The sequence below is a fragment of the Methanolacinia petrolearia DSM 11571 genome, from assembly GCF_000147875.1.
Taxonomy (GTDB): domain Archaea; phylum Halobacteriota; class Methanomicrobia; order Methanomicrobiales; family Methanomicrobiaceae; genus Methanolacinia; species Methanolacinia petrolearia.
This window is the reverse complement of the sequence record NC_014507.1, coordinates 673,367-689,518: the sequence shown is the minus strand read 5'-3', so window position 1 is coordinate 689,518 and position 16,152 is coordinate 673,367. Positions and strand designations below refer to the sequence as shown.

The window sequence follows — 16,152 nt, the reverse complement described above, 5'->3', positions numbered from 1 at the left end:
AGATTTTTTTTATAAGTTCATGCAGCAATTCAACGAAAAGCAGCTGAACATCCATGAAGGACTTAAAATAATTCCTCAAAAAAATTGATATCCTGTAAAAAGAAGGAACACATATGAATATTAAAAAAATCTTTATGCTCTTAATAATCCAGTTAATATTCATTGCACTAATCTTTTCTTCTGCCTGCACCTCAACTGATGGCAGTGACAAATATTCCCAGGAAAACGGAAGTACGACAAAAGATTCCGGCGGAAAAGAGCCTTTTATCTCAATAAATCCTGTTATATGGTCAAAGGAGGATCAGGTCCTGAATGTCACGGGAACGACCAATCTACCTGCAGGGACCGCGATCACGATATTATCCGGGATACTTGCGCATCCCTGTCCCATAAGCCCGCCGGAGGTGACTGTGGATACCAGAGGAGTCAGATCCCTCTGCAACGGCAACTGCAGCACTGAGATCACAGAATCTGTTGTATACGCAGTACAGGGTTTTGATGGAAATAACACATGGAACTGTCTTGTCAACACTACAGAATGGTGCTGCCGCGAATCATATTTCATCCGTGCGGAGACCAATACAGACAACGAGACGATATATGATACCGAAGAGTTCAGGTTTTCCGGGGGATGTTAAAAATAAAATATCAATGAAAATAATCTAACGGAGAATCTCCGCATTTAAGCAATTACTTCCTCAGGAATACATTGCCGTATTTTACGGCTATCTTTGCACCGATTGTCGGCTTCAGACTCTCCAGCCAGAGATAAAAACCTGTCATCTGGGGAGTCCGCTTGCTCTCAACCTTCAGCTCCCCCGATTTTTTCCTGACGATCTTTACGTACTCCTCCTTCATCCTGGACTTCATATAGATCACCGGCTCATACTCAGGTATATCGATCGCAAGAACAATCTTCGAGTAGTCCCTCTCGATAGAATCTATCGAATGAATCTTCCCCCTCATCGTAAATGTCCGGTTCTGCATCAAAGCCTTGATGCCAGAGGGATAAAGGGCGCCGATAATGATCTTTTTGGATACTGGAGGAATCTCGTCTCTCTTCATCATCTCTTCCTTTCCTTTTCCCGCAAGCATCATCCCGATAAGCTTGTCCCTCTTTTTATTATGCAGGGAAAGGTAATCGAACGGTCTTTTTAACGGAATATCGGCAATATCGATTAGTTTCGGATGATTTACAGGTTTCCTCGGCACCCCTCTTATAGAAGAAGGGGTCAGGAGGGTCTTTATCTCCTCGCATGTCGGCGTGATTATCACAACGCTCTCCGTCTCCTTTACAAGCCGGCGGATGATCGATGATCTCGATATGTCCACAGATGAAAAAAGGACAAAAGGAACAATTACCTGTCCGTAGAGATAACCGAGCAGCCTCTTCTTATAATGAACCTCTACCTCAAGATCTTTCAGATCGGAGGCGGATGTAACAATCTCGGCAAACGAGATCCGATTTTCATTATCAACCCAGAGAATGTCAACTTCAGCAATATCCTGCCCGTTGCCTCTTATGTTTATATCCCCGCGGTTGGAGTAGAAAAGTCCGTTCTGTCCCATTTCGATCTCAGGGGGCGGAAACGGAGCGTCCGCTCCTTTGCGCACGATATATTTGACCATATCGGATCTCCCCGATATTTCAAGGAGCATTTCGTATATAAGGGACTCATACCATCTCCCTTCAGACGCCCTCATCTGGGACATATCTTCAGAGAAAAGCTGCTTCTTCTCAATCTTCTTTAAATGTCTTATAGACTTCCGGGCAAGTTTCCGGTCAGGCTTTTTCCGCGCAAAATTCGCCTTTATCCATTCAAGTGTATTCATCAATTGTCAAATCCGGTATATGAAGCTCCAGAGGGGGCTTTTATTTTATTATTTTACGACATAAGCAGAAAAATACGGCCTGCCGTTTATTTCATCACCATTATCTTTCTCGTCAGACTCTTATGAACTCTCTGCTCATGATACTGAATTATATCGAAATGCCTCCCGGCAATTTCGCGGATGTCCACGTGAGTTACAACTACAGCCCGCCCTCCGGGTTTTAGCACACGCCTTATCTCTGCAAGCGAATCATTATAAAGTTTATTCATGGATTCTGCTCTTATGCAGACCGACTGGCCGTACGGAAGATCGGTGGCAACCGCATCCACCGATCCGTCCGGAAGGGGGAGACAGGTCGCATCGGCACAGAGAACCTCTGCAGAAGGAAGGTTTTCCCTGCATCCTTCAAGCATGAACCTGTCCATATCCGACCCGATTACCCTGCACCCGAGGAGCTGCCCTTCAAGCAGAATACCGCCTGTCCCGCAGAACGGATCCAGGAGCAGATCACCTTCACCTGCAAAAGAGAGGTTCACAAGCGTCCTTGCCATAATAGGCATCATGACACCAGGGTGAAAGAATGCCCTTCTCATGGGATTGCGGTATGCAAATCCTCCGCGATCTATCCTGTATAATACCCGCCCAAAGAAGCACCGTTCACCTGAGAAAACCGCCCTGTATTCCTCATCAGGCGAATTGAGGGAGACCTGCCCGGATATATGAGAACCGATACACCGTTCGAGATCGAGCTGGGAGTCGCCGATAGCTGTTCCCGAGATCTTCTTAACGCGTCCTGCAAAACTCTTCCCGGATTTTATATTCAGGCTCTTTAAAAGATCTTCAAATGAAGATCGATCCGCACTACATTCCCCGAGATACTCCATAATGACGTGGGTCATTGCAAGGCGCTCAGTCTCAGCCGGATTGGGACATTCCGCAACCGCGACCTGCTCAGCGCATTCAAGCAGTTTTCCGACGCATTCAATCTCGCAAAACGGGATCCTGGGATGCTCACCGGACAATTCAAAGATCAGTTTCATAGATCAGCCCTGAACTATTAGATTGCAGGTGAAAAAAATGTTCATACAAAAAAGATGAATTTCGGAAGAATTACTTCTTCGAACCTTTCTTCTTTCCCATCATACCCTGGAAGAATCCGCCCTTTTTAGAGTCCTTTTTCTCGGATTCTATCTCAAGGAGACGTTTATAGAGCTCCTTCTCCTCGTCGCCGAGGTCTTTTGGTATTGAAATATTGACGCGTACCAAAAGGTCTCCCGGCCTTCCGCGCCGTCTTACACCTTCTCCGGGGATCTTTAGCGCAGTTCCGTGCTGAATTCCTGCAGGGACCTTGAGTTCGACTTCGCGATCGTCTATGGTGGTTATATCGACTTTTGTACCCACCGCAGCACCTGCCGCAGATACGCTTACACTGGTCTCAAGGTTGTCGCCCAGGCGTTTGAATTTGGAGTCCGCAAGTACATCGACCTCTATGAAGAGATCACCGTTCGACGCACCCGGGTCTCCCGCTTCGCCGTATCCTTCCATGCGAAGCCGCATACCGGATTCAATTCCGGCTGGTATATTGACGGTGATTGTCCTCTTTACCTTTTTATGCCCTGATCCACCGCACTTTGAACAGGTTTGCTCGGGAATCTTCCCGCGGCCCCTGCACTGCGAACATGTGGTCATGCTCACGAAACTGCCGAACGGAGTCCTGTTCTCGCGCCTCTCCTGACCCGAACCCCCACAGCGGGGGCATACCCGGGTCTTTTTAGTAGAACTTCCAGTGCCTTCGCATTCCTCACAGGCCTCGGTGTGCATCACATCGATGTCCTTGGATGTTCCCAGGACCGCATCTTTCAGGGTGACCTGAACCCGCATAAGGAGATCGGCGCCCGGCTGGGGGCCGCGTGGCCCTCTCCGCTGGCCCGCACCGCCGCCGAAGAATGCATCGAATATATCCCCGAATCCACCGAAATCGGCGTTGAAACCCGCACCGCCAAAGCCTCCGCCTGTGTACTGGCCTTTGGAGGCGTTTGTAAAGGTCTCATGGCCCATATGATCATACTGGGCCCGCTTCTGGGAATCGGAGAGGACACTGTAGGCTTCGTTTATCTCCTTGAATTTCTCCTCGGCGCCCTCTTCTTTGCAGACATCCGGGTGGTATTTCTTCGTAAGGGTGCGGTATGCCTTTTTTATCTCCTGTTCGTTTGCGTCCTTCGGAACATTCAATACGTCATAGTAGTTTTTGGCACCCATCGTTACATCCCGAACCCAAGACTTATTCCTTCTTCTCGTCGTCTTTTACTTCGTAATCGGCATCGACAACAGTTTCATCCTCACCGGCAGAACCTGCTTCTCCGGCCTTGGCCGCCTCGGCCTCAGCCTGTGCCTTCTGGTAGATCTTTGTTGTCGCGGCGAAAACAGCCTCCTGGAGCTCTTCGACATCCTTTTTCAGGGCCTCGATGTCCTCTCCTTCCATGGTATTCTTGACCTTTTCAAGGGCGGATTCGATCTTTCCCTTGTCTTCCGCCTCAATCTTATCTGCACTATCTTTGAGGAGTTTTTCTGCGGCAAAGACAGAATTGTCGGCGCTGTTCTTTATCTCGATCTCTTCGCGCTTCTTCTTGTCGGCATCTTCGAAGTCCTTCGCCTTGTTTACCATCTCGTCGATCTCATCCTTGGAGAGTCTCTTGTCGCCGGAGATGGTGATCGCCTGCTGGTTTCCTGTTCCGAGATCCTTTGCGGAGACATTTATGATTCCGTTTGCATCGATATCGAATGTTACCTCGATCTGGGGAATACCGCGGGGTGCAGGCGGAATTCCGGTCAACTGGAACTTTCCGAGCGTGAAGTTGTCGGATGCCATCGCACGCTCTCCCTGAACTACATGGATCTCGACACTTGTCTGGTTGTCTGCCGCGGTCGTGAAGATCTGGCTTTTCTTCGTCGGAATTGTCGTATTTCTCTCGATAAGCTTTGTCGCGATTCCGCCGAGGGTCTCGATCGAGAGTGTCAGCGGTGTGACATCAAGAAGAACAACATCCTTTGCCTCGCCTGTAAGGACTCCTCCCTGGATCGATGCACCGACTGCCACGCACTCATCGGGGTTTATTCCCTTGTCCGGCTCCTTTGCGAGAAGCGCCTTTACCCTCTCCTGAACAAGCGGGACACGCGTCGAACCGCCTACGAGGAGGACGTGATCGATGTCTTTTGCCGTAAGTTTTGCATCGCTTAACGCCTGCTTGACCGGGCCGATCGTCCTGTCGACAAGGTCGCCGATAAGCTGCTCGAACTTCGCTCTTGTAAGGTCGATATCGAGGAACTTCGGGCCGCTCGAGTCCGTCGTTATGTAAGGCAGGTTGATATTGGTCTTCTGGACTGTCGAAAGCTCTTTCTTTGCATTCTCTGCTGCGTCGCGGAGCCTCTGCATCGCCATCTTGTCCGAGCTGAGATCGATGCCCTCCTGCTTCTTGAACTCATCGACAAGATACTTAACAACCAGGTGATCGAAGTCGTCTCCTCCGAGATGGTTGTCTCCGGCAGTTGCCTGGACCTCGAAGACACCGTCTCCAAGTGTAAGGATAGAGACATCGAAAGTTCCGCCGCCGAGATCAAAGACCAGGACGGTTGCATCCCCTTCTTTCTCGATGCCGTATGCAAGTGCACTGGCCGTCGGCTCGTTTATAATCCTCATGACTTCGAGGCCTGCAATCTTTCCGGCGTCTTTCGTCGCATTCCTCTGTGCATCGTTGAAATATGCAGGAACCGTGATCACTGCCTTCTTTATCTCCTCACCAAGGTATGCTTCAGCATCGACCTTGAGCTTCTGGAGGATCATTGCGGAGATTTCCTGGGGAGTAAAGACCTTATCGTCGATCTTGATCTTCCGGTCGGTTCCCATATCCCTCTTTATCGAGATTATTGTCCTGTCAGGGTTTGTTACAGCCTGGCGTTTTGCAACGCTTCCGATCAGGCGTTCGCCGTCTTTTGAAAAGGCTACTACCGAAGGTGTCGTTCTTGCACCCTCTGCATTTGGAATTACTACAGGCTTTCCGCCTTCCATAATCGACATACATGAGTTGGTCGTTCCAAGATCAATTCCGAGAACTTTATTTGATGCCATTATTATTTCTCCTCATTTTAATTTTTTTCAGTTTTTCCTTTAGATACTGCGACTTTTGCAGTCCTGATTACACGATCCCCCATGCTGTACCCGCATGAGACTTCATCGATTACAGTGCCCTCTTCGGAGTCCGAAGGGACATAAGCGATGGCTTCGTGTTTTTCAGGATCGAATTTTTTGTTTACCGACTCAATGGGACGTATTGAATGTTGTTCAAGAACTTTTCTGAGGATCTTCTGGATCTGTTCCAGGCCTTCGCGAAGGGACGAATCGTCAGAACCGGCGGCTCTTTCAAGATTGTCTGCAACTTCAAGTATTCCTGATGCAAACTGCTCGATTGCCCGGTTCACTCTTTCGTTCGTTTCACGGGAGCTTCTCTTCCTGAAATTTTCGAAATCCGCGGCAAGGCGCAGATACCTGTCGTTCAGCTCATCAATCGTGGCCTGAAGTTCAGCTATCTTTGCCGCCCCGGAATCGTTACACTCCCCATTTTCGTCCCCTTCATAATCCCCAACAACGGCATAGTCTTCCATTGAAAGGGAGTCCTGGTCCGAATCAGTGATTGTTCTGTTTTCTGGATCCTCATCATTCATCGTCCAATACTCCATATAGTCGATTTTTAACCTTTATACCATACTAAATGGTTAGTAGTTCTATATAAAATTAATTATCTATCTGCAAACAGTTCTATATAATGATTCTTATCATATGAAGGATCGATTCAGATAGAAAGGCCGACAAATCAGATATGCCTGATTTTCTTATTTTGATATAATTTCAGATCCGGATGAAACCGGAGGTATACATTATTTCTTTTTCAAATCCATATTAATAGACATGAAGTATGCACTTCTATCGGTATGGGATAAAACCGGAATTGTAGATCTTGCGAGAACTCTGGTTGAAAATGATTTCAAGCTTTTGAGTTCCGGCGGCACTGCAAAAGAGCTCTCAAATGCGGGAATTGAGATCACCGAAGTCTCGGAATATACCGGAGCCCCCGAAATGATGGATGGCAGGGTTAAGACGCTACACCCGAAGATACACGGAGGCCTTCTGGGAAGGAGAGGAATCGATGACGCGGTTATGGCAGAGCGCGGTATCGAAAAGATAGACCTCCTTGTCGTAAATCTCTACCCGTTCGAAGATATGTCAGGCAAAGGACTGCCTTTAAATGAACTCGTTGAATACATCGACATCGGCGGACCTGCAATGATAAGGGCTGCAGCCAAGAATTTCAGGGACGTTGCAGTGGTAACTGATCCGAAGGACTATGACTTCATCAAAGCCGCAGTTAAGGAGAACGGCCTGACAGAGGCTGAAAGGCTCTATCTTGCCAGAAAGGTCTTTTCAAGAATGGCCGCCTATGACGGTGCAATAAGCAATTACCTTTATTCCATCGAATCTGAGTTCCCGGAGGTTTTTTCAGTTCAGTTCAGGAACGGAAGAGAGCTCAGGTACGGTGAAAATCCTCACCAGAAAGCGGCAGTCTATGGAGAAAGCGGAATCGCGGGCCAGAAATCCCTCCAGGGCAAAGCCATGTCATATAATAATTACCTGGACACAGACTCCGCAGTCAGGCTCCTGCGCGAATTTGATGAGACAGCCGCGGTTATAGTTAAGCACAACAATCCCTGCGGCGTCGCCGTAGGAGACACGCTTCATGAGGCATACATAAGGGCAAGAGACGTCGATCCGGTATCTGCATACGGCGGAATAGTGGCATTAAACAGGGAAGTCGGGCCTGACATGGCAGAGGAGATCGCATCAACATTCATCGAGGTCGTAATTGCACCATCCTATACCAGGGAAGCGCTCGAAATAATGAAAAGGAAAGAGAACATGCGTGTTCTTGTTCTTCCGCCCGATGAGGAGACACAGGAACTCCGGACTATAGACGGCGGCGCACTCGTCCAGAAGACCCCGAAAGACATCACTGAAAACTGGGAGGTCGTAACGGAGCGCGAACCGACAGCAGATGAGATGGAAGCAATGAAGCTTGCAATGAAGATCTGCAAACATACGAAGAGCAATGCAATTATCTTTGCAGACAAAAAATCAGCCCTTGGTATCGGCGCGGGCCAGATGAACAGGGTAAATTCTGCAGAAATCGCGGTCTCGAAGGCACAATTCTCATTAAAGGGTTCAGCTGTTGCATCTGATGCATTCCTTCCCTTCCCCGACACCCTGGAAGTCGCAGCAAAAGCCGGTGCTACCGCCCTCCTTCAGCCGGGAGGCTCCATACGTGATAAAGAAGTAATCGAAGCCGCAAACAGGCTTAATGTTGCAATGGTCTTCACAGGAGTCCGTCATTTCAGGCATTAACTGCAATATACAATACTTTTTTATATTAGGATTTACCTTCTTGATTAATAATGTCAAATTGTCCATTCTTCGGTACATGCAAATGGATGGGAAGATATTCGGCAAACGGCGGAGCCAGAGTCAACCACCTGATCAATAATTATTGTAAAGGCAGTTACCTTAGAAAATGCGTACGAAAAAAGGTGGCGGAAAAACTCGGTGGAAGGGAATTTATTCCTGATAATATGCAGCCGGACGGGAAACCAGCGAAAGGGACCAGTGATTCAGAATGGTCAGATGAAGTAAAGGAAATAGTCAGACAAATGGTCGAACCGCAATCTGTAAAAAACTAGAATTCGGGTATCGAACAAATATTTTCCGGAGTCATATCTTTTTCTGAGCACTAAATGAAAATAAACGAAGACCCTTTGTTACCGGATGGTTTGCTCTGATCTATCCCGGGCATCCGGATTTTATTAAAACACACAATATTATAATTTTCATTAAATCAACAATACTAACTAGGAATCAGGGTATTTTTCTGAAATATTCTCCGATATAACATATTGCGATAAAACCCGGCTCCGAAGAAATATCGATCGTGTTATATGTTAGCGTGGCACACATTAGCATAGAGTTTATGTTTGGTCTTCCATTTTCAACAATATTTGCCATAGGATTTGCTACGGCGCTGATAATTCTCGTTCTCCTTTACTGGGGCCTTACATTTAAGGAGGAAGAAGAATGAGCGGGGACTGGTTAACAATTGGCGTAATAGTGCTTTATGCCATAGGCCTGCTTGCGATAGGGAGCTGGGCATCTAAGAAAGTGCATTCCAGCGAGGACTACATACTTGCAGGACGTTCCCTGGGATTCTGGGTATTTACAATCCTGATGGTCGCATCCGTATGCTCGGGAATGACTCTTGTAGGCGTCAGCGGATTCGGTTTTGCTTCAGGGTGGCCCGGATTCTGGGAAGAGCTCGCCGTTCCGCTCGCAGCAGCCTTTGCGATAATTGTCTTCGGTGTGAAACTGCACTATATCGGCAAAAGGTCAGGATATATGACCGTAGAGGATTACTTTGCCCAGAGATTCGAAAGTCCCAAGGCGGTCAGGGGAGTATCGGCAGTTGCAGGGATTATAGTCTCGCTGATATACCTCGTCGGCCAGTATACCGCAATAAGCATAGTGCTGGTCTGGCTATTCGGAATCGATCATGTCGTTGCCCTTCTAATTGCCGCCATCATCATTACGGCATATACGGTCATCGGAGGAATGTACGCAGTATCATGGACAACACTGATACAGGGTGGGATCCTTATCATCGGCGTCCTGATTATGGCACCGCTGGTTATCATTGCAGCAGGAGGCCTCGAACACATCAATACAGTACTTTCTTCCATCGATCCCAACCTGATCCAGCCATACTTCCCGAGCGCTTATGCATCATACGCGTACTGCACACCCGAGTACCTTGTAGGCTTTGTAATCATGCTGACGATCGGACTTGCCTGTGCACCGCATGTCGTAAACAATGTTCTTGCGGCAAAGGAAGAAAAATTCTTCAAATGGTCTCCGCTGGTTGCATTTGTTCTATATCTTGTCGTAATATCACTGGTGAAGATCTCCGGCTTTGCTGTCCGTGTTCTGGTAGAAGAAGGGAAGCTGGTCCTGCCCGCAACTGTAAACGCCCAGGATTTTGCTTTTATGTATGGCGTCGAATTTGCGTCTCCAAACATGCTTATATGGGCGCTTTTTGCAGTGATTGTCCTCTCTGCTGTTATGTCTACAACGGACAGGCTTATGCTGACAATCGGAACCATGTTCTCCTGGGATATCTATAAAAACCTGCTCAAACCTGATGCATCAGACAGGCAGGTGCTGAGATTAAGCCAGGTATGCGTGTTCATCGCAGCCGCAATATCACTGATCCTGGCGATTAATCCGCCCGAGATGCTGGCATTCCTGATCTGGATGGGAATAGGGGTGATGCTCTCAACATTTGCCGTTCCTTTCATCGCCGGCCTGTACTGGAGGCGTGCAACGACACAGGGAGCACTCGCAGCAATGATCGTGGGGCTTATCGGTTCGGGGATTTTTGCATACTGGAACCAGTACGTTGCAAAACTTCCTATGCACTACTCCATCTATTCACTCTCGTGTGCGGCCATTGCAATGATCGCGGTAAGTCTCCTCACACCGAAGAATTCGGAAGAAGTGCTCGATATCACGATGACCGGGCCGTTTATCAAACCAAGAGACTAATATCAAATATTCTTTTTAATCGCAGGGGGTTGTCGACCTTCCTGTTGCACCTTTCAAAATAGGCATCAGTGAGAGCATCCTGAGGACCGAATCGCCGGAGTTGACAATCTCATGCTCCTCGCACGCCGGAACGAATATGGAGTCTCCTGCTTCTGCCGTAGAGGTACTGCCGTCCTTGCTCCTTAATTCGCAGATGCCTTCGAGGACATACAGGTAATGCTCTTCTTTATGAGAGTGCTTCTTAGCAAAACCTGAGGGTTCAAACTCCATCACCCACATTGAGTTTGGCGATCCCGGATCATCGGCCGTGATATAAAAGCGGACCAAAAGGCCTTCAATAAATCGACAAACTTCTTTAGTATCATAGGATGGCATTTTGGGTTTAATGACTGATAAATAAAACATGAATAAAACGCAGACCGGAAAAGGTACTGGCTTACATTTTTTCCGTGTCGCAAGTTTTTATAATGGAATAAATCCGAATATGGTCATAATTCGATGACGGAAAACCGCCCTGCCCAAAGAATAATTATGCACATAGACATGGACAGCTTCTTCGCTTCAGTGGAGGTCAGGGAGAACCCGTCGCTTAAAGGAAAACCTGTGGTCGTCGGAGCCGATCCAAAAGGAGGAAAAGGCAGGGGGGTCGTGAGCACCTGTTCATACGAGGCCAGAGAGTACGGAATAAGATCGGCAATGCCTGTGAGTACGGCATACAGGCTCTGCCCGGAGTGCATATTCCTGCCTGTAAACATGCAGCTCTACAAAAAAACATCCGCGAATGTCATGAACATCATGAGAGAATATTCCGACAAATTCCAGCAGGTCAGCATCGACGAGGCATATCTCGACATATCCTTCATCGGTTCATACGATAATGCCGAATCTGTCGGCAGGGAGATCAAAGAGCGGATTTTCCATGCCGAAGGACTCACCTGCTCTGTCGGGATCGGACCGGGCAAGGTTATTGCAAAGATTGCATCAGGCATGAACAAGCCTGCAGGAATGACCGTTGTAAGACCGGATGCGATCAGGGACTTCCTCGACCCGCTTCCTGTGGATGCAATACCAGGGATCGGTAAAAAGACAAAAGTAAGACTTGAAAAGCACGGAATTGTCACTATAAAAGACCTTTTAGGCTGTGATATCCAGGAACTGAAAGACGCCTTCGGAAAACACGGAATCATGATGCACAGGCTTGCCCGCGGAATCGACGACAGCGAGGTCAGGGAGAAGGAGGGCCAGAAGTCCATCGGAAAGCAGACAACTTACCCGGAGGATGTCTCGGATACATCCATTCTCCTGTCGGATCTCTCAGATCTCTGTGAAAATGTTCAGAACAGACTTGAACTCAGGGGATATTCATGCAGGACGGTTACGGTTAAGATCAGGTACGCGGGGTTTATCGACAGATCAAAGGCGGACAGTTTCCTTCATCCAACCATCGATCTGACCGTCATATACGAAAAAGCAAAGGATATATTTACAGATCTATATGACGAAAGACCTGTAAGATCGCTGGGAGTTTCGCTCTCGGGTTTTGATTCGGCAAAAAGCAGACAGTCAAGACTTGATGATTTTTAAAAACAAAGATAATTCTAAAGAATAAAGCCCCTTTAGGGTACCCCTTTCGCAAGTTCCCTCATTTCCACTATCGTACAATGTGAAAGAAGGTCGCCATAGGTCTCGAAGGGGCGACAGACAGCCCTTCGGTTCACTCCGCGAATACACCCTGAACTCAGGACTTTGTGCTTTTGTGATAGATGATCTCCGGCAAAAAAAAGGAGCAGGAGGGATGCTCGTCCATCCCTCCTGCGACATATCGCGATAGGGGGGAGGGTCACAGGGAGGGGGACCTCCCCCTCCCTGAACTAAATTCTAAAATCAATATCTTGATCTCTGTTTCCGTTCTCTTCTTGCAGGTTCAAAGGAAACCTCGTTCCCGCGAATCGTGCCCCGGTTCATCACTTCAAAGACAGTCTTTGCATACTGCTCCGGAATCTCAACGAAGGAAAAGTCCTTCATAATATTGATCGCACCGATCTCGTTTCCCGGAATTTCGGCTTCGCCTGCGATTGCCCCTACGAAATCGGAAGGACGGACACCCTTGTTTTTACCGATATTCACGAAGAAGCGCACCATTCCCGGTTCTGCACCGGTATCTCCGGGTTCGAATTCCTCACCCGGCTGCACCTTTCCGCTGCTGCCTTCGAGCTGGATCTTTAAAAGTGCCGCCGAGATCTCCGAGAGAGTGTAATCCTCCTCCATAAGCCTTTCGACAGCAGGTATGTAAAGGCCGATATCCTCCTCGTTGATGATCGATTTCACCCTGTCAAGGACCTTTTCGATCCTGGAATTCTCCACATCGGCTGCATTAGGTATCGCAATCCGGACGATATTCACTTTTGCTATCTTCTTTATCATCCGGAGCTTGTAGATCTCTTTAGGACTGACGAATGTATACGACATCCCGCTCTTCCCGGCCCTGCCGGTTCTTCCAATCCTGTGAATATAATATTCAACATCCTGCGGAACATCGTAGTTGTAGACCACATCGATATCGTCGATATCGATACCCCTTGCCGCAACATCGGTGGCAATAAGAATATCGATCGAACCGCTCCTGAAACGGCTCATTACGCGATCCCTCTGCTGCTGCTTCATATCCCCGTGCAGACCCTCGGCGAAATATCCCCTCGACCGGAGCATCTCGGACAGTTCATCGACTGCCTTTTTCGTATTGCAGAAGATCATGGATAAATCAGAAGAGTTGATATCTATCAGCCTGCAGAGCACCTCGAGTTTATCTTTTTCACGAACCTCAAGATATTTCTGTTCGATCAGGGGAACAGTGAGCTGTCCGGGATTTATCGTGACAAATTCCGGCTTTTTCTGGAATGATTTCGAGATCTTCAGGATAGGCTTGGGCATTGTGGCAGAGAACAGAATAGTCTGCCTCTCCCCCGGAGCCTTCGAAAGGATCTCCTCCATATCCTCGCGGAATCCCATCTCAAGCATCTGGTCTGCTTCATCAAGGACTACAGTCTTTATACCGGATAAAGAGAGTGTTCCCCTCTTCATGTGATCCATAACCCTCCCCGGAGTGCCGATAATGATATGAACCCCTTTCTTCAGTTCATGAAGCTGCCTTTCGATAGCCTGTCCGCCATAAACGGGAAGGACGCGTATATCCTTGCGGTATTTAAGAAGCCTGTTGAATTCCTCTGAGATCTGTATTGTTAGCTCTCTGGTCGGCGACAGTACAATCGACTGAACCGAACATTTTTCAGGCTCGATCTTCTCGATTAGTGGGATTGCGAAAGCGGCTGTCTTGCCCGTGCCTGTCTGTGCCTGTCCAGTAACATCGCGGCCTGAAAGAATAAGAGGAATTGAGCGCTGTTGTATTGGAGTGGGTTCTTCAAAACCCATGTCTTCTATTGCCCGAAGGATCTCGGGTGAAATATTTAATTCATTGAATTTCAAAAAAGAAACCATTCCAGTATAATAGGACGGCTGAGTATATCATTCTTGGCAGAGCGGCAATTTTTAATATGGAATACCAGGATAAAAAAACATTTATTATTCCTTCCAGCCCCTCGCTCCCAGGAGAGGAACAAACCTGCATCCCCCGTGATATGTCACGACAGGTTCTCCGCCTGTGATCCGGACTTTTGCCAGATCCTGCATATAATAACCTCCTACAGGAGCCACGATCCTTCCTCCCTCTTTCATAAGGGGGAAAAGATATTCGGGAATATCCGGGGATGCAGCGGTAATGATGGCAGCATCATAACCGTCCCCGTAAGGTTCCGGGTCAGTACCGTCACTGCATATGACTTCAACATTCGACATTCCGGCATTTTCGAGGTTTTTTCTCGCATATTCGGCAAGTTCGGGGACACGTTCATAAGACCTCACGAACTTTGCTATCCCTGCAATTACAGCTGCCTGGTACCCGGACCCCGTGCCCAGTTCGAGAACCAGATCGTCATTCTTCAGTTCGAGGAGTTCGGTCATGACCGCAACAATGTAAGGCTGGGAGATGGTCTGGCCGTACCCGATTGGAAGCGGACAGTCTTCATATGCGGACCCCGCCATATTTTCCGGGACAAACAGGTGGCGGGGGATCTCACCCATGACTCTCAGGACATTCTCATCTGAAATGCCCCTTCCTTCGATCTGGTATCGAACCATTGCAGATCTAAGGCTTTCATAATCCTTCAGAACAGCACCCCTCTCAAACTGTAGAATAGAACCAGTATGATATATAATTTTTGAAAGGGCTGCCTGCAGAAAAGCCCCTAAAAAATGAGTTAGATTCCGGGTTTATTATCTAATGAAAGCCGATCTTCCGGCATATTTTGCCGAATCGCCCATCTCCTCTTCAATTCTTAAGAGCTGGTTGTACTTCTCGACCCTCTCTCCTCTTGCAGGAGCCCCGGTCTTGATCTGGCCCGTGCCGAGAGCGACCGAAAGATCCGCAATGAACGAATCGACTGTCTCGCCGCTCCTGTGGGAGACCATGGCAGCCCAGCCGTTCCGTCTTGCGAGCATTACGGCATCGATAGTTTCCGATACTGACCCAATCTGGTTAAGTTTGATCAATACTGCATTTGCGACACCCTTCTCGATACCCGTTTTGATCCTGTCCACATTCGTAACGAAAAGATCGTCTCCCACGAGCTGAACAGAATCACCTATCTCGTCGGTCAGGATCTTCCAGCCGTCCCAGTCGTCTTCCGCGAGTCCGTCCTCGATTGAAACGATCGGGTACTTAGAGCAGAGATCCTTATAGTAGGCAACCATCTCGGCGGGGGTCAGTCTCCTCTTCTCGGACTTAAGTTCATACATTCCGTCCTTAAAGATCTCGCTCGATGCGGGGTCGAGGACAATTCCAATATCTTCGCCGGGCCTGTAACCGGCTTTTTCAATCGCGGCCATGATAAGGCGGAGAGGCTCTTCGTTCGACGGAACCTTCGGTGCAAATCCTCCTTCATCACCGACTGCGGTGCTGTGACCCTCTTCCTTGAGGATGGATTTCAGTGCCTGGTAGACCTCGGCCCCCCAGCGAAGCGCCTCCCTGAACGATGGTGCCCCGTACGGGGCAATCATGAACTCCTGCAGGTCGGCGCCCTGCCAGTTTGCATGTGCACCACCGTTCATGATATTCATGCACGGCACAGGGAGCAGCGGTTCGCAGTCATCCCTGCCGAGGTATCTCCACAAAGATATTCCTTCTGCGGCAGCAGCAGCCCTTGCATTTGCCATCGAAACGGTGAGTATGGCGTTTGCCCCGAGCTTCCCCTTGTTCGGAGTTCCGTCAAGTCCTATCATGGCGTTGTCCACTGCACACTGGTCCTTCGCATCAAGTCCGGCGATCTTTCCCGCGATAGGGCCGTTTACCGCCGAGACTGCTTTAAGCACTCCTTTGCCGCCGAAACGGTTCCTGTCCCCGTCGCGGAGTTCGACAGCTTCGTGCACTCCTGTCGATGCACCGGACGGGCATGCCGCTCTTCCCATCGCACCGCATTTCAAAAACACCTCTGCTTCGACAGTCGGATTCCCACGCGAATCAAGAATTTCCCTGCCTTTTACCGATTCAATTTTCGTACCCATTTATCAAA

General features: G+C 48.5%; 15 protein-coding genes. 6 read left to right on the top strand and 9 right to left on the bottom strand.

From position 1 onward, the window contains the following. The first annotated feature begins 113 nt into the window (after positions 1-113). Positions 114-638, top strand: a complete 525-nt coding sequence (locus tag MPET_RS03420; RefSeq protein WP_013328628.1) for a hypothetical protein — start codon at positions 114-116, stop codon at positions 636-638. Positions 639-690: 52 nt separating this feature from the next. Here MPET_RS03420 and MPET_RS03415 read toward each other — a convergent pair whose 3' ends face one another. The 5 genes from MPET_RS03415 to MPET_RS03395 form a co-directional block, all read right to left on the bottom strand. Then, the gene (locus MPET_RS03415) at positions 691-1,833 is read right to left on the bottom strand and encodes a hypothetical protein (RefSeq protein WP_013328627.1); all 1,143 of its coding nucleotides are present in this window, start codon (positions 1,831-1,833) and stop codon (positions 691-693) included. Between the two features lie 86 nt (positions 1,834-1,919). Continuing rightward, positions 1,920-2,873, bottom strand: coding sequence for a methyltransferase domain-containing protein (locus MPET_RS03410; RefSeq protein ID WP_013328626.1), 954 nt, complete (start codon positions 2,871-2,873; stop codon positions 1,920-1,922). A gap of 70 nt (positions 2,874-2,943) precedes the next feature. Then, positions 2,944-4,092 (bottom strand): molecular chaperone DnaJ, encoded by a 1,149-nt coding sequence (gene dnaJ, locus MPET_RS03405; RefSeq protein ID WP_013328625.1) that lies wholly within the window; start codon positions 4,090-4,092, stop codon positions 2,944-2,946. A 22-nt stretch (positions 4,093-4,114) separates the two neighbouring features. Then, on the bottom strand, positions 4,115-5,959 hold the full coding sequence (gene dnaK / locus MPET_RS03400; protein ID WP_013328624.1) for a molecular chaperone DnaK: 1,845 nt from the start codon (positions 5,957-5,959) through the stop codon (positions 4,115-4,117). Positions 5,960-5,976: 17 nt separating this feature from the next. Beyond that, positions 5,977-6,552, bottom strand: a complete 576-nt coding sequence (locus MPET_RS03395; RefSeq protein ID WP_013328623.1) for a nucleotide exchange factor GrpE — start codon at positions 6,550-6,552, stop codon at positions 5,977-5,979. Positions 6,553-6,796: 244 nt separating this feature from the next. On the opposite strand from MPET_RS03395, the gene purH reads away from it, so the two are divergent. The 4 genes from purH to MPET_RS03380 all read left to right on the top strand — a co-directional run bounded on the left by purH (position 6,797) and on the right by MPET_RS03380 (position 10,528). Continuing rightward, entirely contained in the window at positions 6,797-8,284 is a 1,488-nt protein-coding gene (gene purH / locus MPET_RS03390) for a bifunctional phosphoribosylaminoimidazolecarboxamide formyltransferase/IMP cyclohydrolase (protein WP_013328622.1), read from the top strand. Positions 8,285-8,334: 50 nt separating this feature from the next. Next, positions 8,335-8,616, top strand: coding sequence for a hypothetical protein (locus MPET_RS03385; protein WP_013328621.1), 282 nt, complete (start codon positions 8,335-8,337; stop codon positions 8,614-8,616). Positions 8,617-8,879: 263 nt separating this feature from the next. Continuing rightward, positions 8,880-9,011 carry a hypothetical protein gene (locus MPET_RS15575; protein ID WP_263640442.1) on the top strand — a complete coding sequence of 44 codons (132 nt, stop codon included), beginning with the start codon at positions 8,880-8,882 and terminating at the stop codon, positions 9,009-9,011. Beyond that, positions 9,008-10,528 (top strand): sodium:solute symporter family protein, encoded by a 1,521-nt coding sequence (locus MPET_RS03380; RefSeq protein WP_013328620.1) that lies wholly within the window; start codon positions 9,008-9,010, stop codon positions 10,526-10,528. Before MPET_RS15575 ends, MPET_RS03380 begins: the two co-directional genes overlap by 4 nt. Positions 10,529-10,543: 15 nt before the next feature. Here MPET_RS03380 and MPET_RS03375 read toward each other — a convergent pair whose 3' ends face one another. After that, the gene (locus MPET_RS03375) at positions 10,544-10,807 is read right to left on the bottom strand and encodes a cupin domain-containing protein (protein WP_048130577.1); all 264 of its coding nucleotides are present in this window, start codon (positions 10,805-10,807) and stop codon (positions 10,544-10,546) included. 219 nt (positions 10,808-11,026) lie between these two features. Between MPET_RS03375 and dinB the strand changes: the two genes are divergently transcribed. Beyond that, positions 11,027-12,112 carry a DNA polymerase IV gene (gene dinB, locus MPET_RS03370; RefSeq protein ID WP_013328618.1) on the top strand — a complete coding sequence of 362 codons (1,086 nt, stop codon included), beginning with the start codon at positions 11,027-11,029 and terminating at the stop codon, positions 12,110-12,112. A 300-nt stretch (positions 12,113-12,412) separates the two neighbouring features. Here dinB and MPET_RS03365 read toward each other — a convergent pair whose 3' ends face one another. The 3 genes from MPET_RS03365 to eno form a co-directional block, all read right to left on the bottom strand. Further along, the gene (locus MPET_RS03365) at positions 12,413-14,023 is read right to left on the bottom strand and encodes a DEAD/DEAH box helicase (RefSeq protein WP_013328617.1); all 1,611 of its coding nucleotides are present in this window, start codon (positions 14,021-14,023) and stop codon (positions 12,413-12,415) included. Positions 14,024-14,107: 84 nt separating this feature from the next. Continuing rightward, positions 14,108-14,752, bottom strand: a complete 645-nt coding sequence (locus MPET_RS03360; protein ID WP_013328616.1) for a protein-L-isoaspartate(D-aspartate) O-methyltransferase — start codon at positions 14,750-14,752, stop codon at positions 14,108-14,110. Between the two features lie 105 nt (positions 14,753-14,857). After that, entirely contained in the window at positions 14,858-16,144 is a 1,287-nt protein-coding gene (gene eno / locus MPET_RS03355) for a phosphopyruvate hydratase (protein ID WP_013328615.1), read from the bottom strand. Between the last annotated feature and the right edge of the window lie 8 nt (positions 16,145-16,152).